This is a genomic window from Pseudanabaena sp. UWO310, assembly GCF_006861605.1.
GTDB lineage: Bacteria > Cyanobacteriota > Cyanobacteriia > Pseudanabaenales > Pseudanabaenaceae > Pseudanabaena.
In genome coordinates this window covers 1-21436 of the sequence record NZ_SELU01000084.1, presented here as the reverse complement: position 1 = coordinate 21436, position 21436 = coordinate 1, and the positions used below count along the sequence as shown (strand labels likewise).

Annotated in this window: 22 protein-coding genes; 7 read left to right on the top strand and 15 right to left on the bottom strand. The window is 44.8% G+C overall.

Annotated features, from left to right (window positions below; genetic code table 11):
* Nucleotides 1–130: 130 nt before the first annotated feature.
* A complete protein-coding gene (locus PseudUWO310_RS20820; RefSeq protein WP_055073794.1) occupies nucleotides 131–451 on the bottom strand; it encodes a hypothetical protein in 321 nt (106 codons plus the stop codon).
* A 296-nt stretch (nucleotides 452–747) separates the two neighbouring features.
* Between PseudUWO310_RS20820 and PseudUWO310_RS20815 the strand changes: the two genes are divergently transcribed.
* Both PseudUWO310_RS20815 and PseudUWO310_RS20810 read left to right on the top strand, forming a co-directional pair.
* The gene (locus tag PseudUWO310_RS20815) at nucleotides 748–1236 is read left to right on the top strand and encodes a hypothetical protein (RefSeq protein ID WP_143122369.1); all 489 of its coding nucleotides are present in this window, start codon (nucleotides 748–750) and stop codon (nucleotides 1234–1236) included.
* Nucleotides 1233–2213: a histone deacetylase gene (locus PseudUWO310_RS20810; RefSeq protein WP_143122368.1), complete on the top strand. Its 981-nt coding sequence runs from the start codon at nucleotides 1233–1235 to the stop codon at nucleotides 2211–2213. Before PseudUWO310_RS20815 ends, PseudUWO310_RS20810 begins: the two co-directional genes overlap by 4 nt.
* Here PseudUWO310_RS20810 and PseudUWO310_RS20805 read toward each other — a convergent pair.
* The 3 genes from PseudUWO310_RS20805 to PseudUWO310_RS20795 form a co-directional block, all read right to left on the bottom strand.
* Nucleotides 2210–3349 carry a pentapeptide repeat-containing protein gene (locus tag PseudUWO310_RS20805; RefSeq protein WP_143122367.1) on the bottom strand — a complete coding sequence of 380 codons (1140 nt, stop codon included), beginning with the start codon at nucleotides 3347–3349 and terminating at the stop codon, nucleotides 2210–2212. The genes PseudUWO310_RS20810 and PseudUWO310_RS20805 overlap by 4 nt on opposite strands.
* Nucleotides 3350–3408: 59 nt before the next feature.
* Complete coding sequence (locus tag PseudUWO310_RS20800; protein ID WP_143122366.1) at nucleotides 3409–3942, bottom strand: signal transduction histidine kinase (STHK), LytS; 534 nt, start codon at nucleotides 3940–3942, stop codon at nucleotides 3409–3411.
* 266 nt (nucleotides 3943–4208) lie between these two features.
* On the bottom strand, nucleotides 4209–4553 hold the full coding sequence (locus PseudUWO310_RS20795; RefSeq protein ID WP_143122365.1) for a hypothetical protein: 345 nt from the start codon (nucleotides 4551–4553) through the stop codon (nucleotides 4209–4211).
* Nucleotides 4554–4782: 229 nt separating this feature from the next.
* Between PseudUWO310_RS20795 and menC the strand changes: the two genes are divergently transcribed.
* Nucleotides 4783–5787, top strand: a complete 1005-nt coding sequence (gene menC, locus PseudUWO310_RS20790; RefSeq protein ID WP_190316101.1) for an o-succinylbenzoate synthase — start codon at nucleotides 4783–4785, stop codon at nucleotides 5785–5787.
* A 17-nt stretch (nucleotides 5788–5804) separates the two neighbouring features.
* Here the strand turns inward: menC and PseudUWO310_RS20785 are convergent, their stop codons facing one another.
* From PseudUWO310_RS20785 to PseudUWO310_RS23430, 5 genes are all read right to left on the bottom strand, one after another.
* Nucleotides 5805–6179, bottom strand: coding sequence for a hypothetical protein (locus tag PseudUWO310_RS20785; RefSeq protein ID WP_009625959.1), 375 nt, complete (start codon nucleotides 6177–6179; stop codon nucleotides 5805–5807).
* Nucleotides 6180–6321: 142 nt separating this feature from the next.
* Nucleotides 6322–6603 (bottom strand): DUF3593 domain-containing protein, encoded by a 282-nt coding sequence (locus PseudUWO310_RS20780; RefSeq protein WP_055074330.1) that lies wholly within the window; start codon nucleotides 6601–6603, stop codon nucleotides 6322–6324.
* Nucleotides 6604–6615: 12 nt separating this feature from the next.
* Nucleotides 6616–6924 (bottom strand): DUF2499 domain-containing protein, encoded by a 309-nt coding sequence (locus PseudUWO310_RS20775; RefSeq protein WP_143122363.1) that lies wholly within the window; start codon nucleotides 6922–6924, stop codon nucleotides 6616–6618.
* 50 nt (nucleotides 6925–6974) lie between these two features.
* On the bottom strand, nucleotides 6975–7952 hold the full coding sequence (locus PseudUWO310_RS20770) for a carbohydrate kinase family protein (protein ID WP_143122362.1): 978 nt from the start codon (nucleotides 7950–7952) through the stop codon (nucleotides 6975–6977).
* Between the two features lie 9 nt (nucleotides 7953–7961).
* The gene (locus PseudUWO310_RS23430; protein ID WP_223805788.1) at nucleotides 7962–8120 is read right to left on the bottom strand and encodes a hypothetical protein; all 159 of its coding nucleotides are present in this window, start codon (nucleotides 8118–8120) and stop codon (nucleotides 7962–7964) included.
* A 40-nt stretch (nucleotides 8121–8160) separates the two neighbouring features.
* On the opposite strand from PseudUWO310_RS23430, the gene PseudUWO310_RS20765 reads away from it, so the two are divergent.
* Nucleotides 8161–8862, top strand: coding sequence for a DUF433 domain-containing protein (locus PseudUWO310_RS20765; RefSeq protein WP_143122361.1), 702 nt, complete (start codon nucleotides 8161–8163; stop codon nucleotides 8860–8862).
* Nucleotides 8859–9290 carry a hypothetical protein gene (locus PseudUWO310_RS20760; protein ID WP_143122360.1) on the top strand — a complete coding sequence of 144 codons (432 nt, stop codon included), beginning with the start codon at nucleotides 8859–8861 and terminating at the stop codon, nucleotides 9288–9290. Before PseudUWO310_RS20765 ends, PseudUWO310_RS20760 begins: the two co-directional genes overlap by 4 nt.
* Before the next feature lie 105 nt (nucleotides 9291–9395).
* Here the strand turns inward: PseudUWO310_RS20760 and cphA are convergent, their stop codons facing one another.
* From cphA to PseudUWO310_RS20730, 6 genes are all read right to left on the bottom strand, one after another.
* Nucleotides 9396–11984, bottom strand: coding sequence for a cyanophycin synthetase (cphA, locus tag PseudUWO310_RS20755; RefSeq protein ID WP_143122359.1), 2589 nt, complete (start codon nucleotides 11982–11984; stop codon nucleotides 9396–9398).
* A 266-nt stretch (nucleotides 11985–12250) separates the two neighbouring features.
* Nucleotides 12251–13414: a GNAT family N-acetyltransferase gene (locus tag PseudUWO310_RS20750; protein ID WP_009625974.1), complete on the bottom strand. Its 1164-nt coding sequence runs from the start codon at nucleotides 13412–13414 to the stop codon at nucleotides 12251–12253.
* Nucleotides 13415–13699: 285 nt separating this feature from the next.
* Nucleotides 13700–14533: a carbon-nitrogen hydrolase family protein gene (locus PseudUWO310_RS20745; protein WP_009625975.1), complete on the bottom strand. Its 834-nt coding sequence runs from the start codon at nucleotides 14531–14533 to the stop codon at nucleotides 13700–13702.
* Between the two features lie 307 nt (nucleotides 14534–14840).
* Nucleotides 14841–15512 (bottom strand): phosphate signaling complex protein PhoU, encoded by a 672-nt coding sequence (phoU, locus tag PseudUWO310_RS20740; protein ID WP_009625976.1) that lies wholly within the window; start codon nucleotides 15510–15512, stop codon nucleotides 14841–14843.
* A 238-nt stretch (nucleotides 15513–15750) separates the two neighbouring features.
* Nucleotides 15751–16239 (bottom strand): GNAT family N-acetyltransferase, encoded by a 489-nt coding sequence (locus PseudUWO310_RS20735; protein WP_143122358.1) that lies wholly within the window; start codon nucleotides 16237–16239, stop codon nucleotides 15751–15753.
* A 532-nt stretch (nucleotides 16240–16771) separates the two neighbouring features.
* Complete coding sequence (locus PseudUWO310_RS20730) at nucleotides 16772–17635, bottom strand: acyl-CoA desaturase (protein WP_143122357.1); 864 nt, start codon at nucleotides 17633–17635, stop codon at nucleotides 16772–16774.
* A 125-nt stretch (nucleotides 17636–17760) separates the two neighbouring features.
* Here PseudUWO310_RS20730 and PseudUWO310_RS20725 point away from each other — a divergent pair, with 125 nt between their 5' ends.
* Together PseudUWO310_RS20725 and PseudUWO310_RS20720 are read left to right on the top strand one after the other, a co-directional pair.
* Entirely contained in the window at nucleotides 17761–19020 is a 1260-nt protein-coding gene (locus PseudUWO310_RS20725) for a TetR family transcriptional regulator (RefSeq protein WP_223805787.1), read from the top strand.
* A 240-nt stretch (nucleotides 19021–19260) separates the two neighbouring features.
* Nucleotides 19261–21411, top strand: coding sequence for an ARC6/PARC6 family protein (locus PseudUWO310_RS20720; protein WP_143122355.1), 2151 nt, complete (start codon nucleotides 19261–19263; stop codon nucleotides 21409–21411).
* The last annotated feature ends 25 nt before the right edge of the window (nucleotides 21412–21436 follow it).

Genomic DNA, 21436 nt, shown 5'->3' with positions numbered 1-21436 from the left:
GGGTATCTTGAGCATCGTCGCAAATCTCCCATTGGTATTCAAGTTCTCTGGCGTGGTTGGTCTAATTTACGTGAACTTTGCCAAGGCTGGCTTCTTGCCCAAATTCATACTTAACGGGAAAAGTAAGACTTTATTTAACTCCAGATTGAATAATTACACCGCCAGCTACGATCGCTGCTAATCCTATCCAAGTGGAATTGGGAATACTCTCTTTGAAGATCAGAAATCCCCATAGGACACTAATTACTGCAAAGACCGCAACATAGACACCTAATAACTTTGAGAAATCCCATTGAACGAGGTTGACCATTAGTCCATAGCAGCCAAGAGTAAGAAAGCCTGCTATAACTAGGGCAATATTGCTGCTGACGAGCCCCTTGCGAACTAAGGCATCTCCACCTACTTCCAGTAAAGCAGCAGCAATAAAAATTAATCCTGTCAGATAATTCATCAAAATCAGTTTAAGACTTGTAAGAGAAACCGTGCTGTTGGGATTATTACATCTCTTTTATATCTGTAAAAGTATTAGATGTGTCGGAAATTATCTTGGATAAACCTTTAAGATTTGCAGATAAGCATCGGTGGTACTAAGTACCAATGCTTACCTAGTAATTAATTCAGCATGATTAAAAACCAAAACCAGAGAGTGTAATGTCTACGCAGACGTTACGCTCTTCTAGGTTTTAAGTTTATTTATGTTTAGCTATTTTGGTTCCGTTTAGTATAGATAGTTCAAAGTCTGTTTTTATGAGTACCAAGGTTTATATTTGGCTTCCTAAGGGAGGAAGAGTTGGACATTCCTCTATGCAAGTTGGAAATGAAACCTACATCAGCTTTTGGCCTGGACAGGGCAGAAAAGGATTTGTCCGCAGCATTATCCGAAGTTTCACGATGAATGTGAAGCGCCGCCCGTTCTATCGCGACTATTCTGCTGATTGCGCTGCGGAGGAGTTCGAGCCTTTGGTAGTAGAACTGTATAAGCTGAATGAGTCAGCGATTCAGAAGTATTGGGAAAAGGTGCAGGCAAGCGGACTATCTTACGAGTTAACTGAGTTTAACTGTTCTACCATCATTGCTAATGCTCTCTATCTCGGTTCGGGATTGCAACCCTCTTTTCGACCTCTGGCGGAGGTAGATGACTATGTGGGGATGGGAATTCCGATGGGGAGAGTCGAGGCTTGGCAACCGAGCAATATTTTGCAATATGCTAAAGAACTGAAAAGGAAAGAGGGATGATAGAAACTAGCAATTCAATCATAATTCGTCCTAAAGTGGTCTATTCCCAAGGCTACGACATTAAATTTCTCGGACTTGAGAAGTTACATCCCTTTGATAGTTGTAAATATAGTCGTGCTTGGCGCGTTTTAGCCGATCGCTTTGGCGATCGCTTAATTGCTAATAGTCTAGCTCCATTGGCTCCAGCGACCGCAGAAATATTGCAATTAGTCCATACAACTGACTATCTCAAGAATTTGCAGCGATCGCATTTTGTGGCTAAATCTCTAGAATTAGATTCTTTGGGATTTCTGCCGATTAGTATCCTCGATAGTCGAGTATTAAAACCCATGCGGTTGGCGACTATGGGAACTGTTATGGCATCTGAAGCAGCTCTGGAGTTTGGTGTGGCGATTAATCTTTCTGGTGGATATCACCATGCCAGTACAGAGCGTGGCGAAGGCTTTTGTATTTACTCTGATATTGCCATTGCCATTTCCTTATTGCGGCAATCGCAAAAGATTAATGCCGAGGATCGGGTGGCGATCGTTGATCTCGATGCCCATCAGGGGAATGGCTTAGCGAGAGTCTTTTATGAAGATCCCAGTATCCATATTCTGGATATGTACAACCAGCAAATCTATCCTAACGATACCTATGCAAAGGAGCGTGTGGATTGCGCTATACCCCTGTTATCAGGGACGAAGGACGATCGCTATCTGGGATTGCTAAAAGATCGATTGCCTGCTTTTTTGCAGGAGGCACATCTCCCGAAAATTGTTTTTTATAATGCGGGAACCGATATTTACGAGCGCGATCTCCTTGGTGGCTTAAAAGTTTCAGAAGAAGGGGTTTTAGAACGCGATCGCTTTGTTTTTCAAACAGTTATCAACTTGGGTATTCCTTTGGTGATGGTACTTAGTGGTGGCTATGCTCCCGAAAGCTATCGCTTGATTGCCCATAGCATCTCCGATGTCTTGCAAACATGGAATAACTAGCGCTTAATCATCCCTTGCTTTTTGGGATCAAATTTCGCGCTAAATTCTGTGCGATCGTCGTAGTAGGCTCCCCTAAGATTGGCTCCAGCGAGTTTTGTCCTATATAGGTTTGCGCCTGCTAAATTTGCGCCCGCCAAATTTGCATCCAATAACTCCGCACCAAAAAGATTTGCTCCCGCTAAATTGGCTCCCGCTAAATTGGCTTTAGCCAGATCTGATTCTCGCAAATCGACAGCTTCTACATTGGCTTGGCTTAAGTTAGTTCCCTGTAAGTTCGCTCCGAAACAATCAGACTCAGCCAAATTTGCCCCCGCTAAACTTGCCCCCGCGAGATTAGCACCGAGGAGATTGGCTTGACTTAAAATTGCTGAGGTCAGATTGGCTTTGCTCAGGTTAGCTTTGCGGAGATTTGCCTTTGTCAAATTCGCTCCCATTAAGAAAGACTGGCTTAGATTGGCATTCTCTAGATTAGCCTCGCAAAATAAGGAGCCTTCCAGTTTTGCTTCAAGTAAATTAGCAGAATCTAAATTTGCTAGGGATAGATTAGACTTGGCAAGATTGGCTTTACTTAAAACCGCTAAATACAATTGAGCTCCTGACAAATCAGCTTCGCGAAGGTCTGCCTCGGTTAGGTTAGCGCGATTTAAAATGATTTGTTTTAGGGATGCTTTTACGAGAATTGCGGCGCTAAGATTGGCTTGGGTCAGATCGGCTCGCTCTAGGTTGGCAAGGCTCAAGTTGGTTGAGCTTAAATTTGATTGACTCAGATCGACATGGCTCAAATTGGCAGATGCACAAATTGCATTCGACAGGTTGATATTGACAAGACTAGCGTCGCTCAGATCGGCTTCATAGAGATTGGCTCTAACTAGGTTAGAACGATCTAAACGAGCCGATCTGAGGTTGGCTCGCACTAGGTCAGTACAACTTAAATTGGCGATCGCTAATACTGCATTTTGGAGATTCGCTCTAAACAGATTCGCTTGTTTTAAATTAATGCCAGCCAGTTGAGCATTTTGGAGGTTGATATCACAAAGATTTACCGACTCAAAGCTTCTTTCTCCTGCTAGGTACTTTTCCAACAGATATGCAGCCGTTAGAATCGTTTTTTTCTTATCCTGCTTGGGCATTGGCATTTGCTGGGTTTCTTGAGGATAGCCCTATCATAGAGTCTTGATAGGACAAGTCAAGACATCTATTTACGAATTTCTTGGGTGGCGAGCATCTGTTCAGCAAGTTTGATTTCGCGATCGGAACCATTCATCACGATTAAGTAATCCCCTTGAGCGATTAGTTGGTTATAGGTATGAGCCTGCTTTTCGGTTATCCCTAGACCGATTAAAGCGCCAACCAATCCCCCTGCCGCAGTAAAAATGCCACTACTGATCATTGTGAAAATAACGGCATTGGCTAGGGCAATCTGTCCTACTGCTGGTAAGGCTAAAATCCCCAACCCCAACCCTAAACCAACAGCTCCGCCTAACCCATTACCGATTAACCACCCCTTTTTTAATCCCAATCCCGTTCCTGAAATCGTTCCCACCTGTTTCTCCGCAATCGTTTGTTTTACGGTCACCATTTGACCGTTTTCTATGCAGGCTGTCATATCGCGACCAACCAAAAAAATGTTCGCAAGGGGAAAACCAGCAATAACTAGGGAATATAAAGCCTGTCCTGCCGCCTCAAAATTGGAAAATACGGCAATTGCTCGACAACGTTGACCAATCATTATTTTAGATTCACAGTTTGAATTTAAATTCTGTATTTAAAGCTACCAATATATTATTAGCAGATAATCCTATGATTGGCTACATTTTTATAAAATCCTAGTAAAGTCCCTCAATTGCATTACATGGCTATATGCAAATCAAACCCAATAGAGAGAGTTGCGGCGCTTTGCGCCGCAACTCTCTCTATTGGGTTTGATGTCCTAACATGGGACGTTCCACGACTTTGTGTAAAACGTCCCTGATAATAAAGAGAACGTAGTCTAAATTAACGGAATACAATGGGATCATCTAGATTTTTACAGAAGTCAATCAGTGATGGCTCACTTTCACTCCCATCAGCAAATTGAGCTTTAATCCACTGACTACATGCTTGATTGTTCGTGGAACCATCCCAAACCATTTTGACATTATCACCTGGAACGATTCCCGAACCAATATCAAATCTTCCCCAGCTTTTACTCGGCTCCGCTACTAATAAATTCTTGATGGTAGAGTTGCTATTGTTCTTAACGTAGAAATACCATTGTTCGGCTGAAGCAGAAGCGACATTTGCCACTAAACTGAAGGCAAATAGACTTGCAGAGACCAAAAGACCTTGTTTGATAAACATTGAAAGCCCCTCAAATTAACTTGTGATAAGTAGCTAAGCATAAATAAACTTAAAACCTAGAAGAGCGTACCGCCCGCGTAGCGGGCGGTATGCTCTCTGTTTTTTTTAATTATGCTTAACTGCTTATGACTATAATCTATAAAAAACTTTTTGTGACAATCAACTTCAATCCTTATAACTTTTTATAACTTTTAACTTACTTTTTAACTTACTTTACCTTACTTTCTCTGTGACTTTTTTAATTAAATCAATTCAATTTTATCCTTATCGGTTTGCTTTTCGAGAACCTTGGCGGACGGCTAGAGAGACGCTCTACTATAGGGAAGGATGGATCGTTGAGATCGGTGATAATGCGCTTCGGACTGGGTTGGGAGAAGCGGCTCCCCTTGATGGTTTTGGGATGGAATCGCTAGTCGAAACAGAGTTTGTCTTAAAAGAATCTGGGCGATCGCTGATTAATACCGAAATTCGGAATTTAAATGATATTGAGAACGCATTGATTAAGTACGATCGCAGTCCTGCGGCTAAACATGGTCTGGAACTAGCATTACTCCATTTACTATCTCAAGCGCAAGGTCTATCTGTTTCCCAAATCCTTGCCAATTCTATCTCAGGAGAAATTCGAGATTTCGTTCCAATTAATGCTGTAATTGGCGCGATTTCTCCCGAAAGAGCGGCTATGAAGGCAAAGGAATATATCGATCGAGGCTATCCATGTCTCAAGATCAAAGTAGGGACTGAGGATTTTGAGGCGGATTTGCAAAGAGTTTGGGCAGTCCGTTCTCAAGGGAGAAATGAGATCCAAATTCGAGTTGATGCCAACCAAGGATGGTCTGTAGCCGCAGCGATCGCAAATTTAGAAAGACTCGCATTTCTCAATCTTGAATATGTCGAGCAACCTGTATTAGCTTCCGATCTAGGGGGCATGGCTGAAGTGCGGCGATCGCAATCTATTCCTATTGCTGCCGATGAATCTGTAAACAATCTCGCTCAATTGCAGAGAGTAATTGAGGCTCAGGCGGCGGATATTATCATTCTCAAGCCCATGGCTCTGGGTGGGATCATTACCGCCAAGCACGCAGCCACGCTCGCATTTCAGGCTGGATTGGACGTAGTCATAACGACAACGATCGATGGGGCGATCGCTCGACAGGCAGCTTTTGATCTAGCGGCTGCTCTACCAATTCAGAGAGCCTGTGGCTTGGCGACAGGAGATTTACTGATTGAAAGTTAAAGGGAGCGAGTCACCGATTACTGCTTCTCGCGACGGGTAGATCCCGATTCTTGAAAAATTTGGACGGCGTTGAGAGGGTCGCTGCTAAAGGCTCCAGTTCGATTCACTTTTTGGGGTGAAGTATTGTAATTTCCAGGCAGGACGGGCTGGACAGTTTCAACGTCAAGATTAACATTTTGAATCTTGAGGTTAGAATTTTGGGTGCTGCGATCTATGGAAAACTGATCAGTATTGGTCGGTGAAATGGGGCGACCTTGAGCGGGACGCAAGCGATCGGCATCTCCTTGACGGGGTTGGGCTGATTGAGCAAATGCTGGGGCGATCGCGCTACTGGCGATAGTCATTATGGCAATTAGAGAAAACTGAGAAATATATTGATAATGTCTGTTCATAAATTCCTCTTCTTAGCAGCTTTTCGATAGCCTACATAATTTTTTATTATATTCTCAAGTAATACCAATTCACTGAAGTGCGCCAACACTTCAGTGGATTAGAAAACAAACCCAGTATGGATTACGATCCATGTTGATGCCTCTAAATTTTAGGCTTGAGGGCATTTTTAAAGCCTAAAACTAACAAAATATTAGTCATTGTCAAAAAAGACTCAGCACTGCCATGCAGCCAATCCACATTAGCCAGCATGTCGTGATATTGACTTTGGGCATAAATTCCTGCGGGAATTGTGATTGCCACAAATACTAATGTGCCATAAAACCCCCATAGCCCTAGCTTGGGAAATTGCCCCGATTTGGTGGCAAACCAGAGAAAAGCAAGGTAAGGAAACAAGGATAATCCAAAAAGGGATTCTTTAGACATAATTCCATTAACTTATATTTGTGGTTTCGCCCTTGTGATTTTCCAGATGAAGAAGGCTGCGATCGCCAAAGTACTATTACCAATTAAGGTCATAGCAGCCTGAACGGTTACCAGCCATTCTAGCGAGTCCGCATTGTCGAAAAAGTGCCAAGTCACCGCGCACATAGCGCTCACCAGTGCGGGAAACATTGCCCATGCTAATCCTCGCCAACCGCGATCGGGATTTTGTTTGTCATATTGCCAAATGAGCCAGATTGCTAGAGTCCACTCAAGCACACTGGAAATATGAATGACCCATGTGGGCAAAGATAAAGAGTGCATAATTTTTCTAAGGTTTTAATTAATTACCCCATTCCCATTCTAGGATTTGTTTAATGCTTTGTTTCGCGCATGGCTAGGAATTCGCGAATTTGGCGATCGCTGGGTTGCCCAGCGATCGCGCCTACCGCCAAGGTCGCCAAAGCACCTGCGGCTGAAGCATAACTAATGACTTCGTGAGCAAACTGAGGATCGAGCAGTTGCGTGATCGGACGGTGATAAATTTTATGAATGAATGCTGCTAAGAAAGCATCCCCCGCCCCAGTTGTATCGATCGAATGTACGGGATAAACAGCATGTTTACCTTGTTTTTCGCCTAGATAATAGCGACAGTCGTGTGCGCCATTGGTGATCACAATGCCTTCTAGATGACTATAGGCTTGAGCGATCGCCGCTGGGCTAGTTAACCGAAATAGAAGCTTTGCCTCATCCTCAGTCATTTTCAGAAAATCGGTGTACTTTAGCAAAACAGGTAATAGCTTCGTTATCTGTTCGGGGTGTCTCCAGAACATCGTGCGCCAATTGACATCAACGACAACTTTCACAAAGTACTGTTCGGCGAGTTTTAGCGCTCGACCAATCGCCCTTGATGTCTGGGGACTAGCTAACCCCAAGGTTCCCAATACTAAAAATTTCGCATCGGCAAACAGATACTCAGGTAAATGTTCCGCCGACATTAAAGTGTCGGCAAATACCGTTTGGGCATCCCCGTTAAATTGGGCAAAACTGCGATCGCCAAAGCGATCGCGGGTTACATATACTTCACGAGTAGTAGACTCGGGATGTACCTGCACGCCTGAAGTTTCAACCCCTGCGGCTCCTAACTGCTTAAGTAGGTTAGTGCCTGCGGCATCTTGACCAATGCAGCTAATTAAACTCACGGGCGTTCCCAGTTTGGCTAGACCACAAGCAACATTAGCTGGCGCTCCCCCAAAATATGGTTTCCAAGAGTTAACTTGCTCAAAGGGCAAGCCGATATCTTCAGATATTTGATCGATTAAGACTTCGCCAAGGCAAATTACACGCGGCATAGGCGGACTTTACGAGGACATTTTGGACTTTCGCGATTCAATAATACCAATAGCGAGATCCACTTTGTCAGGGAATACTACAACTAAACTGCTTTGAGGTGCGCTATCCAAGGCAGCAGCAAGGGCTTCCGCTTCGTCAAGAATTGTAATATATTTGTCTGCTAACATTAAAAGAAATACTTTAATCACCAAGCAAACTTGCCAATCAATGGGATTAGCTGATACCAATATCCAAAATACTCCACTGTATCCAGTAGTCAATGCATCTCGATATTTGCGTATTCCATTAGGGACGATGCAAGCTTGGCTTCGTGGTCGTAACTACATGACTAAAAATGGACAACAATTTTCTCAGCCCCTAATTCAGCGTCCCAACAAAGACTTTTCTCAGCTATCCTTCACAAACCTAATTGAAGCCCATGTTTTACGTGTGATCCGTCAAGATCACAATATTCGATTAGATAAAGTCCGCACAGCTTTAGACTATATCAGCAAAGAATTTAGTACACCTCATCCTCTTGCTCAGATTGAGTTTCAAACTGATGGCTTAGATCTATTTGTTGAAACTATAGAACATCTTGTCAACGTTTCACGGGCTGGGCAATTAGCCATGAAAGATGTCTTAAAACATTTGCTGACCCGTATCGAATGGGATGAACATGGTTTGGCGACACGTCTATTTCCGATCATCCATTCTCCTAGGGGTGAAGAGGTTGGCAAATTACTCTATATCGATCCCCGCATATCCTTTGGCAGACCAACGATCGCAGGTACTGGTATCCCTACAGACATAATTGCCGACCTATACAATGCAGGAGATGAAATTGAAGCGATCGCCGATGATTATAACTGCACCCAATCCCAAGTCTGTGCAGCAATTTGGTTTGAAACCTCCTATTCTGCGGCATGACTCAATCAAGGCAAGTTGTTTTCTTTGTTGATCGGGCACTAGAGTCAAAACGGTTGCTGCAAGCCATGAAAGAAAATGGTGCAATCATCGAAAGACACAGCGATCATTTTGCACCCGACACATTAGACACAGAATGGCTACCAATGGTTAGTCAAAGGGGTTGGATAATTTTAACTAAAGATGCCAGAATCGGTCGTAATCCCCTAGAGATCATGGCGATCGCTAGGGCAAAGGCAAGTGTATTTATTCTGTGGTCAGGGAACTTGCCCAGTCAAGAAGTTGCAGTGCTTTTCTCAGATATTGTAAATAAGCTCGAAAAATTTGCGCTCAATAATGCTTCACCTTTCATTGCGAAAGTCTATAAAGATAGATCGGTAGTAATGTGGAAAAATTGCAATCAGCTAGCTAAAGTAATATTGAGTTCGTAGCATAGGACATTGGTCAGCTAAAGCGTGATCGACATATTTGCGCCTTTTTTGTTGGCATGAAATGGGCATTTCAGAATCCACCCCCATTAGCTGACCAGTGCCATACTATGGCAATTTAGATTTTCGCGATTCAATAATACCAATAGCGAGATCCACTTTGTCAGGGAATACTACAACTAAACTGCTTTGAGGTGCGCTATCCAAGGCAGCAGCAAGGGCTTCCGCTTCATCAAGAATTGTAATACAGGGAATATTGCGATTCACCTCTTCTACTCCTTGACGCAGCAGTTCGGCCACAGCTCGAGGTGCACGTCCCCGTAAGTCTTTATCTTCCTTAATGAAGATCCGCTGAAACATGCTAGCCGCTAGTTGCCCTAACTCGATAATGTCCTCATCACGCCGATCGCCTGGTGCGCCAATCACCCCGATCGCTTCGCCATTCCATTTCTGGATAAAATCAGCGATCGCCTTAAATCCCGCAGGATTATGGGCATAGTCTACCAGCGCATGATATTTACCCAAATCAAACAAGTTCATCCGCCCTGGAGTCTGGGCACTGGAGGCGACAAAGGTGGCTAAGCCTTGACGAATCTGCTCGATTTCTACATCTTGGGCAAAGGCCGCTAAACTAGCGGCGAGGGAGTTTTGGATATTAAAAGCAGCCCGTCCACCGAGGGTTAGGGGCACGTTTACGGCTTCTTCGATACGGAGCTTCCAATCCCCTTTCAAAATTGTTAAAAAGCCATTTTCATAAACTGCGGCAAGCCCACCTTGGGCAATATGGGACTTAATCAATGGATTCTCAGCATCCATACTGAAGTAAGCCACCTTTGCCTCAACTTCCTCCGCCATGGCAACAACCAAGGGATCGTCGGCATTCAATACCGCATAACCTGAGGGGAGAGCCGTTTTGACCACGACACTCTTGAGTCTTGCCAAATCCTCAATCGTATCAATGTCGCCAATACCTAAGTGATCGGCGGCAACATTCATCACAACCCCGACATCACAACCGTCAAAACCTAAACCCGATCGCAGGATTCCACCCCTTGCGGTTTCTAAAATTGCGACTTCCACCGTGGGATCGCGCAGGATCACTTGAGCACTATAGGGACCTGTGGTGTCACCCTTTTCGACGAGACATTCACCGATATAAATACCATCAGTGGTGGTATAACCTACTCTTTTGCCTGTCTGCTTGAAGATATGGGCAATTAAACGGGTAGTAGTAGTTTTGCCATTAGTACCTGTGATCGCGACGATCGGCACTCGCGTTGGCGCTCCCGCAGGAAAGAGCATATCGATCACTGGGGCGGCAACATTGCGGGGAGTGCCAATACTGGGAGCCGTATGCATCCGAAATCCTGGAGCCGCGTTTACCTCCACGATCGCGCCATCGGTCTGACGGACTGGCAAGGAAATATCTTCCGTCACGACATCGATCCCCGCAATGTCCAGCCCGATAATTCGGGCGACCCGTTCCGCCAACCAGATGTTTTCGGGATGGATCTCATCGGTGCGATCTACAGATACGCCGCCAGTACTAAGGTTTGCGGTTGCCTTGAGATAGCAGATCTGTCCTTTCGGTGGTACAGAATCTAGGGTAAAGCCCTGTCTCGCCAGAATATCCATACTGGTACGATCGATTTCGATACGGGTCAGGACATTGTCATGCCCATCGCCACGACGCGGATCTTGGTTGGTAATTTCAATCAACTGGGAAATTGTAGACACCCCATCGCCCGTGACATTGGCAGGAACCCGTTCAGCAACAGCCACAAATTTGCCATTAATGACTAGTACGCGATGATCGCGCCCCGTGTGAAAACGCTCGACAATTACCTCTTCTGAGACTTCTTGCGCCATGTCAAAGGCTGCGATCGCCTCTTTAATCGTACGGACATCGATAGTGATCCCCCGACCGTGATTGCCGTTAAGTGGCTTAATCACGATGGGGAAACCGCCCACTTCGCCGATCGCATCTTCTAGGTATTTAGGCGATCGAATAGTCGTTCCCCTAGGTACGGGCACACCCGAAGCCCTCAAAATGCTCTTAGTGCCTTCCTTATCACAGGCTAACTCTACAGCCAAGATGCCCGTTTTATTGGACAGCGTTGCTTGAATGCGGCTTTGATGTACGCCATAGCCCAACTGGATCATGGCTCGACTGCCCAGCTCTAGCCAAGGAATTTTTTGCGCCTTGGCTTCAGCAACTATGGACTCGGTACTAGGTCCTAACTGACCATCGAGACGGATATCCCTTAAGTCCTTGAGATCTTCTTGTAACTCTTGAGTGGCGTAGGTTCCTGTTTCTAAAATGCTGGTGCAGATTCTCACTGCTGCCCGCGCTGCATAGCGTCCTGCACCTTCGGTTTGATATTCAAATACTACTTGATAGACATTATGTTCGACGGTAGGTCTGATCGTGCCAAAGTCCACCTTCATGCCGACATAGCCTTGGAGGGCGATCGCAATATCTTTGACAATTTCCGCCAGAAAATCGGCATCGCTAATATCGTTGCGTTGAGCAATATCTTTACCTGCTAGACTCGGCAAAACCTTGCATAAACTTTGATAAAAACTAGTTCGTTGTACTTGAAAACCCTCTAAATCTAATCGCACAACTACAAGCTGATGCCGTTGGATACTCCAATAATTTGAACCACGTAATGTCTGGATTTTGAGAATTTTCATAGTCAAGCGTTTTTAAAGGTGCATCCAATGCCTAAATGTCCAGTGTCTAATCCTAGCGATCTTGTGGATCTGCATTTTGTATAAATTGAACCAAAATTAGATCGGTTAACAATAACTTCATTAAGCATGATTCATTAAGCATGGTTCTTAAGGGGCTTTACCCTGAAGTAAATCCCAAAATTTTGTTCAATCTACCGCAAAGTCGTAGTTTTGGCAATTTCTGCGGTAAGAATGATCGCCCTTAAGATAGCAGATATCGCTGCTTGCTATAGCGGTTCATCGGTATGTTGATGCTGCTGGGGCAAGGTTTCAATTCTGCCTGGGATCGGTTTTTGGGTAGGCTGCAAACCAGACAACATCCGCGAAAGCTGTAATCCATCGAGAACGGTTTTAGTCTCGCGGATTTTGTGCCATACCGATCGCGCCATTAGTAATGAATGCCCCTGCCGTTGAGCGTGGATTTCTTCTAAATAGTCCTCGCGTTCGGGTTGATAATCTGCTGATGACAGTTGCAAACTGACGTTTTCTGAAGATTGTTTGGTAACGATACGTGCAATTTGGGAGGTGAGTTCGGGGTAGAGCCATGTGTAGGCGGGATGTACCGTCAACTGACAATGGTGAGTCAGCTTTTCTTCGGGCTGATTTGCCGTCGGACGCTGCAACAGCAGATAAAAATAACCGATCGCTGCTTTGCGTTGGGGTTCATAGACATAACCCGATACGTCTTGCAAATGATTGATCAGTAACGAACCATGATTCACCAATTTGTCGAGGGTCTTGGCTCGAAAATCATCAACATTGAGATCGTAAACTTGGCGAATATGGGGAGGCATCGCGGCGGTATCGAGCTGATAAAGCAAGCTCGCATCAGCATTACTGACGGGCATCAAATTGGGCAGATCAGGGCAATGCTGGGCAAGTTCCGCCAGACTTTCGGTTCCAATCTCCCAATCAGTAAATTGGGCAAGAGGCTGGAATCCATTTTGACGATAGAGGGCGATCGTGTCTTTTTGGTTAATATCGACCTGCAATACCCATGTCCTTGCTTCTAAGCAAGATTCTAGGCAATAGCGGATCAGTTGCGTGCCGACATTATGTTGACCATTCTGAGCTTCGGGCAAAACCACCACGCGATCGATCTGCCAAGTACTGCTGTTGTTATTAAAGGGCGAAACCCGAATGAACCCCTGAATAAGGCCATTGCACTCAGAGACATAGGCTCTCACATAGGGCTTCAGCAAGGTTTGCACAGGGGCAGGGAGCCAACTCGCCAGTTGATGCAGGCTGACTTTTTGCCGACTGCGACAGCCGCTAAGATCGCTAACCGCAATCTGTTCGAGATCGTTAGGCGATGCAAATCGCTGAATGAACTCTAGGTCACGGTGTTGAAGCGGACGGATCGTATTACCAAGCACTGGAAAAGGTTGCATAACTGCTTGTGCCAGAGAAATAGTTGGGAAAATTTAGGAATACCGCCTCGAAAAGGATGGCGGTGCTTTTTAAAAATATTTAAAAATACTTTAAAGTTGACCTTGAGTTTGACTTTGGTTCCACTGGGTTCCACTGGGTTCCACTTAGCAAGTTAGTCAATTAACTATCAATAAAAAACGATTAGTAAAATTCAGACAAAAGCAATTGCTTACAATTTTAGTACAGATCCATCGAAATCGTTTAAAAAGTAAAGACGACACGAAGCGTCGTCTTTACTTTTTGCCTTAACAAGAAAAAGTTCGATGTTGCAGCGAGGGCATCTGGCGACGAATTTGGTCGATGCGAGAAGGCTGTATTTCCGCGATCGCGACACCAATGCGATCGCCTGCATCAGCGAGGACAATGCCCCAAGGATCGACAATCATGGCATGACCGTGGGACTGACGGCGAGGTGTATGCATCCCTACCTGTGCTGGCGCAATCACGTAGCTGGTATTTTCGATCGCCCTAGCTTGTAGCAAAACTTGCCAATGATCTTTGCCCGTAAACGCTGTAAAGGCGGCAGGTACAAATAAAACATTTGCCCCATTATTGGATAGGTAGCGATAAAGCTCTGGGAACCTCACGTCATAGCAAACGGATAGCCCTAAGTTGCCATACTTCTCAGAAACATATACAGGGGGTGACTCCGTACCTGCGAGTACCGTCGCTGACTCCTGATAGGTATTGCCATCGGGAAGATTGACATCAAATAAATGCATTTTGCGGTAACGGGCAAGTTCTTCACCTTCACGACCGATGAGCAGCGCCGTGTTGTACATTTTGCCTTGATTACCATTACTGCTATTAGCAACAGGTACGGGAAAGCCACCACCTAGCAAGAGAATTTGATAGCGTTGGGCGATCGTAATTAGAAACTTTTCGCTCTTTTCTGCAATTTCTGTAGAAAGTTTGGTCTTTTCCATTTCATCTCCCAAAAACGAAAAGTTTTCAGGTAGACACACTAGTTCTGCTCCTCGATTCACTGCCAGTTGGATCAAATCTTCTGCTTGAGCAAGATTTTTATCTACATCAGAGATACTGGTCATTTGTACGGCGGCCGCCAAATATGACTTCATTTCAATCCTTAAAACTTTCCCACATAAATTCGGATGTGCCCTAAAGCACTTACTTTAGATTACCTTGCTATAGCAGCAATTCTCATTTTTAAAATTAGTTTTAAGCTTAACCACATCAAATCAATCAAATTACGCCCTTCCCAGTGAATAATTAGGCTTGCGCGGCGAAGCCGCGCAAGCCTAATTATTCACGTTATAACGCCTATTCTTTGGGAAACTTAAAACCCAGAAGAGCATACCGCCCGCGCAGCGGGCGGTATGCTCTTCTGGGTTTTGTTTTTTAATTATGCCGAACTACTTAATTAAATTAACCAAGTTTACCTGTGACAATATAGGCAACCCTTAGCCCCACATTCGTAGCATGATCTGCCATGCGTTCTAAATGATGAATGGCTAACACCATCAACATTACAGGCTCTGTTTGTTCGCCAAAACATTTTTGGTGAGCGAGCAGATTGTATATATGTTGATAGTCATAATCAACCGCATCATCTTTAGCCTTGATTTGTAAGCCAATATTTTCATCTAAGTTGGCGAGGGCTTCTAAGCTCATGGCAAGCATAGCGCGACAGCGGTTAGACATGACCTCTAACTCTCCAAGGTAAGGAGATGGCGGATAGGGAAAAAGCTTAATCGCTATTTCGCCTAGATTTTCGGCATAGTCGCCAATTCGTTCGATATCGCGGATAAGTTGCATTACGGCACTAAGCAATCTGATATCACGGGCAACTGGCGACTGAAGGGTAATTAGCTCAATACAATCAGTTTCAATTTGACGATAGATTTGATCGATTTGGCGATCTTGAGCGTCAATACGGGTAGCTGATTCAAGATCGCGTTCAAATAGTGCGGCATGGGCAAGAAGAAAAGAATTTTCGACAAGTGCTCCCATTCTTAAGGAATCTTGTTCTAGGCGGTGTAACTGGCGTTCAAACTCGCTCCTTGTTCGTTTCTGGCTTTGAGATAGGGTTTCGGTCATTGGCTCCCACCAAAAATAAATGGGATTATAAAGAAATTAGAAAGAAATTAACATGCATTTTCTAATTTTGCTTTGATACACATCTTTACATAGTTTGTAAATCTTGACGGTATTTGCAAATACTATTGTGGATCTAGTAGATCTAGTGGATCTACTAGATCCACTAGATCTATAAGAAAGAACAGAGAGGTTCGTCCGTTGTCTATAAGTCTAAAATTGACTTACATCGTAACTTGACTTACATCGTAACTTGACTAAGTTCAGTTGCCATTGGTCGATCGCCATCTAGGTCAATGTCGATGGAGTTATCTAGCGCATTATTAAATAACACTAATGTGGTTGAAGAATTTTGTTGGAAGCCAATCTGTTCGTAAAACTTTTGTTGATTGGTAGTCATCAGATAAACTCGCTCGACATTGCAAATATGAGGGTGCGCTAACACCGTCTGCACCAATTTACGCCCCAAACCAGAGCCACGATAATCGGGATGGATCACCACGTCAAAAATTGTTGCCCGATAAATACCATCACTGGTGGCTCTTGCATGTCCAATCAGCCGATCGCCATCCCATACAGTTACCACTGGCTTCGAGTTAGCAAGAGCGATCGCTAGCCCCGCTTGAGTCCTTTCCGTAGCCCAAAATGTTCCAACTCGCAATAGTTTTTGTAATTGTTCTAAATCGACCTCTTCTTGGCGATCGCTAAAGCGAATGTGGCGATGATCCATATGCTTGCTTTCCCGCATTGATTAACCTATTTCCCATAAGGCTGACATATTGGTGATCGTCCCAATGTATCTGTTATTGCTATCGCAACAGATACATTAAAAACAGAGAAAGGGCATTTAGCGATCTTTCTCTGTTATAAGCAGTTAAGCATAATTAAAAATCAAAACCAGAGAGCGTACCGCCCGCTACGCGGGCGGTACGCTCTTCTAGGTTTTCAGTTTACTTATGCCTAGCTACTTAGCAATTGACTGGTTATAGCAATTGACTGAAGTGTTGGCTCACTTCAGTCAATTAAAATCAGTCAATTAAAAAACAAATCCCGTAAGGTTTGGAGATTCAAGAAATGGCAATGCCATTTCTTGAATTACATTTTTTGAATTACATTTTTTGAATTACATTTTTTGAATTACATTTTTTGAATTTAGTATTATACCAATTCCCAAAAGTGTGGCTACACTTTTGGGAATTGAAAACCAAACCCAGCAAGGGTTTTCAAAGCACAAAATGGCTACGCCATTTTGTGCTTTGGTATTACTTAGCTTGCCAAGGTTCTGATAAATACACCTTCTTCGCTAAACCAACTGACTGCAAGAGATTGATTACGCCCCAAGTTGGATCGATTTCCCACCATTTCAGCCCAGACCTTGCCGACTTAGGAAAGGCATGGTGGTTATTATGCCAGCCTTCCCCATAGGTTAAAATTGCAGCCCACCAAAGGTTTGTAGAGTGATCTGGATTCTCCGTAAAGTTTTTGTAACCCCACTTATGACAAGCAGAGTTAATCAACCATGTACTATGCCAAAGAGCCACGGAGCGCACGGCTACGCCATAAACCAAAAATGACATGCCAAGCCCAGAGAAGCATTTTTCCCCAATGATGTATATCAGGGCTGCAAGGGGCACTTGCAACAGCAGAAAATAAACATCTAAAAACTTGTAGTAAGGATCGTTAGCCAGATCGGGGGCAAATTTGCAGTAATTGGAACGCTGAAAATGTTCTGGCTTGGAGTACATAATCCACATCATGTGGCTCCACCAAAAACCTTTATTTGCCGAATAGGGATCCTTTTGATTGTCTTCTGTAAACCCGTGATGCTGACGATGTCCACCCACCCAAAATACTGGACCGCCCTGTAATGCTAAGGCTCCAATTGTGGCAATGATGTATTCTAACCACTGTGGTACTTGAAAGCTCCGATGGCTAAGCAAGCGGTGATATCCTAAGGTGATGCCAATGCTGCCAAACAACCAATGTAAAAACACGGTGAGGATTACAGCTTGCCAAGAAAAATAAAAGGGTGCAGCAAGAGCTGCGAGATGAAAAGCACTGAAAAAAGCGACATTCGTCCAGTTCAGTTTCAGTTCAGTTGAGATGGCTTCAGTAGTGGCGGTCATGAAATAACAACTTAAGGGGTGGTGAGGAGATGCAAGTATCACTTACAGTTATATATTAAGTCTAACTGTAATCTCCGTAATAATGCAAGTATCACTTGCAAATCATCTTAATGGTACATGCTCTCATGTCTGTATCTCGTATTCCTACTCGTCAACGTATAGTGAACACAGCGCTAGAGTTGTTTGCTAGTAAGGGAATCACCGAGACGACTACTCGCCAAATCGCTGACTTTGCTCAGGTCAATGAAGTAACTTTATTTCGGCATTTTGGGAATAAACATGGTTTATTGCTAGCTGTACTGCAAGAATGTCTGCAAAAATATCTGGTGTTGGCTCAAGTAGGAGAGTCGCTCATGGTGTCCGATATCTCTAGTCAGAGCGATCTACGGAGATTTCTCAAGTACTACATTCAAAGTTCGTTAAGGGCGCTCGAAAGCGTGCCTGAATTGGTACGATCGCTTGTTGGTGAGGCGGGACAATATCCGCTCGAAAGTCGGCAGGCGCTCGCCCAAGGTATTAATCAGGTCAATCAGACGATCGCTACCGCCATCAATGATGTGTTGGTTAATTCACGGCTGCAATACTCTCTGCCCCCGATTAAACTCGCTAACTTATTAAACACCTGTATTTTGGGTTATGCCGTCATCACCTTAACCAGTGACGTACAGGCGGTTTGGCGCGATCGCGATGAATTTGTGAGTACCCTTGTGGATATGTTTGTCCAAGAGGTAATCCCTACCACCCAAGCCAGACCTATTATCGATATTCCTGCGGAGACAGTCCGCGATATCATCCTCCAAGCCAAAAAATGTAGTCCTAGGGACTATGCGATCGCCTATTTATTATTTGGTGCGGGGATGACTGCCCAAAATTTAACTAATTTGCGCCTCCAAGACTATCAAATCCAAGCCAATCACGGACTTTTGCGCACGCAAGCATCTCAGGAGAGCAATATTAACGGACGCTTAGTACCACTCAATCAAAAAATTCTGGGTCATCGCTACGGCTCCGCTACTAGTAATCCTCTCAGCGCCTATCTCAAGATTCGCCAAAAGGATCTTCAAAAGGATCTTAAGGATCTTAAAGATGCCAAGGCGAATCACGATACGGAGTCAATGTTTCTCAGTGGCGATCGCCAACCATTGTCCTTAGAAGAGGTCGAACAGCTATGGGAGCGTTGGACACAGCCCTATCGCAATCTCGATGGTTCGCCCCTCACCCTCGATCAAGCTCGCCATACTTGGTGTATTGAAATGCTGGCAAGGGGCATGGATGTTGATAGCTTTTGTATTATTAGTGGCATCAAAACTAAAGAATTGCAGGCTTATCAAACTCGTCTAAATGAAAAATTAGCCATCGATAAAGCGATCGCCCTTGATGCTTAAAACCAATAAATCATCTAAGAATTTCCATCTTTCCCTGATGGTTTCTTGGTTTTATTTCTTGAACTTAGTGTATAATTCGGGCGTTTAATGTAGTCGCTTTGGCGAACACATTTAATTCAATGTTTTTAAATGATTTCATTGCGTGAGATACGGAGCATCTTTTTTTTGAGAGGCAAACAAGTTGGCATTATCGGCATTTAGATCGGCATTTCCAATTGAAGTTTTGGGTAGAAAAGCAAAGTGAGAGTTCCCCTAGACTGTTACCGCATTCTTGGTTTGACACATCTGTCAGGGCTAGACAAGATCCATCAAGCCCACCGCGATCGCCTGCTCTCCATGCCGAGGCGCGAATATTCTGATGCCGCGATCGCCTCTCGCAAACGCATTATCGATAAAGCCTACGAAACCCTGATAGACCGCGATCGCCTTGAAGGCGCAAATGCCAATGAGTCCCTCGAAGTAGAGAGCGATCGACCTTTAACCTTACCGCCTCAAATTGAAGCCGATGAAAAGGACTTTGCGGGGCTATTACTGATTTTGTACGAACTCGGCGAATCCGAGAAAGTCTTATCCCTCGCCAGACCCTATTACGATCCTGAAGAAGCCGAGCATCAGTCGGCAAGAATTTCCCCCCATGATCCCGATCTACTGCTCTCCGTATCGCTGTCTTACCTAGATCTCGGTCGTGAATACTGGAAACAAGGTCAATATGAGGCGGCGGCTTCCTCCCTAGAAGCTGCCCAAGAAATCCTATTGCGTGAAGGTTTATTTCTAAGTATTCGCAGCGAGATCCAAGCCGATTTATTCCGCCTCCGCCCCTATCGCATTCTCGAATTGTTAGCAACTCCTGACAATCACACCAACGAACATCGCAAGGGCATGTCCCTTTTACAGGAGATGTTGGATGCAAGGCGCGGCATTGACGGTTCGGGGAACGACTATTCCAGCTTGGGGATTGATGATTTTTTGCGGTTTATCCAGCAATTGCGCAGCTACATGACCGCGATCGAGCAGCAAACATTGTTTGAAGAAGAAGCGCGTCGTCCCTCAACCGTAGCCACCTATCTCGCCGTATATGCCCTAATTGCCCGTGGCTTCTCCCAGAGGCAGCCTGCCTTGATCCGTCGGGCGAAGGGTTTACTCGTCAAACTCAGCGCCAAGCAAGATATTTATTTAGAAAAAGCCGTCTGTGCGCTGTTGCTCGGTCAGACAGAGGAGGCAAGTGCGGCGATCGATAATAGTAGCGAGCAGGAACAAATCGCTTTTATCCGCCAAAACTCTGAGGGTGCGCCCGATCTCTTGCCAGGACTCTGTCTCTATAGCGAACGTTGGATGCAAGAAGAGGTATATCCCCATTTCCGCGACTTAATGAGCCAGATCGTCTCGCTCAAAGATTATTTTGCGGATGAACAGGTTCAAGCCTATCTAGAGGAATTGCCCAATACTGGTGCGCTCTCTTCGGAATGGACTTCCCCCGTGGGTGGCGATCGCCTAGGATTGTTATCTCCTCTAGAAAATGTCCCCAGTAGCGGACGTAGTTTCGAGCCAAACCCTGCGATTTCCAGTCCAGAACCAAAACTCTCCACCTATGCTCCTGAAACACCTAATCGTTTTCAGCGTTCGGTAGCGCCTGTAATCGAGCGCCCCTCCTACAGTGCCAATGGCACTGGCAATAAGGATCTATCGAGTACACGTCGTCTTGGTAATGTCCCACCACCCCGAACTTCCGCCAGAACGGTTAATGAACCCGTGCGGGAAATCAAGCGACCTGTGCAAGCACAAAGCCCCGTAGCTCCACCTAAGCGCAGCAGGTTTAATGTCGGACGTTTGATCGTCGTCATCGTTCTTGCGATCGCGCTCCTAGCAGGATTTATTTCGTTATTAGTTTGGGCAATTCGCTCCTTAAGTGGCGCACCCCGCCTAGAGAGCATCACCCTCGAAAAACCGATCGCGACATTAGTGCAATCGATCAAAGATAATAATGCTGCCCCAGTCGCTCAACCAGGTCCCCTAGACAAAGAAACAGCCACCAAAGTCATCGAAACATGGCAAGCAACTAAATCTAAGGCTCTTGGTAAAGGTTATGAAGACAATCTCCTAGAGGAAATTTTGGTTGACCCCGCCCTGAGCGATTGGAAAGGGCGGGCGAAAGAACTAAAATCCAGTAATTCCTACTTGCAGTACCAAACTAAGTCTAGCGATGTGGATAAAGTTGTTCCCGATGGCGATAGCAAAGCGAAGGTGGTAGCCAAAATTTCCGAGTCTCGCAACTATTTTAATAATGGCGAACTTGATCGCAGTGCCTCCAAGGATGATGCGAGCTACACCGTAGAGTACGACTTAGTGAAAAAAGATAATAAGTGGCTAATTCGGGAAATGTTAGTTTTTTGATTTATTACATTAAAAGGAGAATGGC

Excerpts from the sequence above, each read along its gene's own strand:
- PseudUWO310_RS20820 (WP_055073794.1), bottom strand. The coding sequence starts at position 451 with ATGAATTATCTGACAGGATTAATTTTTATTGCTGCTGCTTTACTGGAA.
- PseudUWO310_RS20815 (WP_143122369.1), top strand. The coding sequence starts at position 748 with ATGAGTACCAAGGTTTATATTTGGCTTCCTAAGGGAGGAAGAGTTGGA.
- PseudUWO310_RS20810 (WP_143122368.1), top strand. The coding sequence starts at position 1,233 with ATGATAGAAACTAGCAATTCAATCATAATTCGTCCTAAAGTGGTCTAT.
- PseudUWO310_RS20805 (WP_143122367.1), bottom strand. The coding sequence starts at position 3,349 with ATGCCAATGCCCAAGCAGGATAAGAAAAAAACGATTCTAACGGCTGCA.
- PseudUWO310_RS20800 (WP_143122366.1), bottom strand. The coding sequence starts at position 3,942 with ATGATTGGTCAACGTTGTCGAGCAATTGCCGTATTTTCCAATTTTGAG.
- PseudUWO310_RS20795 (WP_143122365.1), bottom strand. The coding sequence starts at position 4,553 with ATGTTTATCAAACAAGGTCTTTTGGTCTCTGCAAGTCTATTTGCCTTC.
- PseudUWO310_RS20785 (WP_009625959.1), bottom strand. The coding sequence starts at position 6,179 with ATGAACAGACATTATCAATATATTTCTCAGTTTTCTCTAATTGCCATA.
- PseudUWO310_RS20780 (WP_055074330.1), bottom strand. The coding sequence starts at position 6,603 with ATGTCTAAAGAATCCCTTTTTGGATTATCCTTGTTTCCTTACCTTGCT.
- PseudUWO310_RS20775 (WP_143122363.1), bottom strand. The coding sequence starts at position 6,924 with ATGCACTCTTTATCTTTGCCCACATGGGTCATTCATATTTCCAGTGTG.
- PseudUWO310_RS20770 (WP_143122362.1), bottom strand. The coding sequence starts at position 7,952 with ATGCCGCGTGTAATTTGCCTTGGCGAAGTCTTAATCGATCAAATATCT.
- PseudUWO310_RS23430 (WP_223805788.1), bottom strand. The coding sequence starts at position 8,120 with ATGTTAGCAGACAAATATATTACAATTCTTGACGAAGCGGAAGCCCTT.
- PseudUWO310_RS20765 (WP_143122361.1), top strand. The coding sequence starts at position 8,161 with ATGGGATTAGCTGATACCAATATCCAAAATACTCCACTGTATCCAGTA.
- PseudUWO310_RS20760 (WP_143122360.1), top strand. The coding sequence starts at position 8,859 with ATGACTCAATCAAGGCAAGTTGTTTTCTTTGTTGATCGGGCACTAGAG.
- cphA (WP_143122359.1), bottom strand. The coding sequence starts at position 11,984 with ATGAAAATTCTCAAAATCCAGACATTACGTGGTTCAAATTATTGGAGT.
- PseudUWO310_RS20750 (WP_009625974.1), bottom strand. The coding sequence starts at position 13,414 with ATGCAACCTTTTCCAGTGCTTGGTAATACGATCCGTCCGCTTCAACAC.
- PseudUWO310_RS20745 (WP_009625975.1), bottom strand. The coding sequence starts at position 14,533 with ATGAAGTCATATTTGGCGGCCGCCGTACAAATGACCAGTATCTCTGAT.
- phoU (WP_009625976.1), bottom strand. The coding sequence starts at position 15,512 with ATGACCGAAACCCTATCTCAAAGCCAGAAACGAACAAGGAGCGAGTTT.
- PseudUWO310_RS20735 (WP_143122358.1), bottom strand. The coding sequence starts at position 16,239 with ATGGATCATCGCCACATTCGCTTTAGCGATCGCCAAGAAGAGGTCGAT.
- PseudUWO310_RS20730 (WP_143122357.1), bottom strand. The coding sequence starts at position 17,635 with ATGACCGCCACTACTGAAGCCATCTCAACTGAACTGAAACTGAACTGG.
- PseudUWO310_RS20725 (WP_223805787.1), top strand. The coding sequence starts at position 17,761 with ATGTCTGTATCTCGTATTCCTACTCGTCAACGTATAGTGAACACAGCG.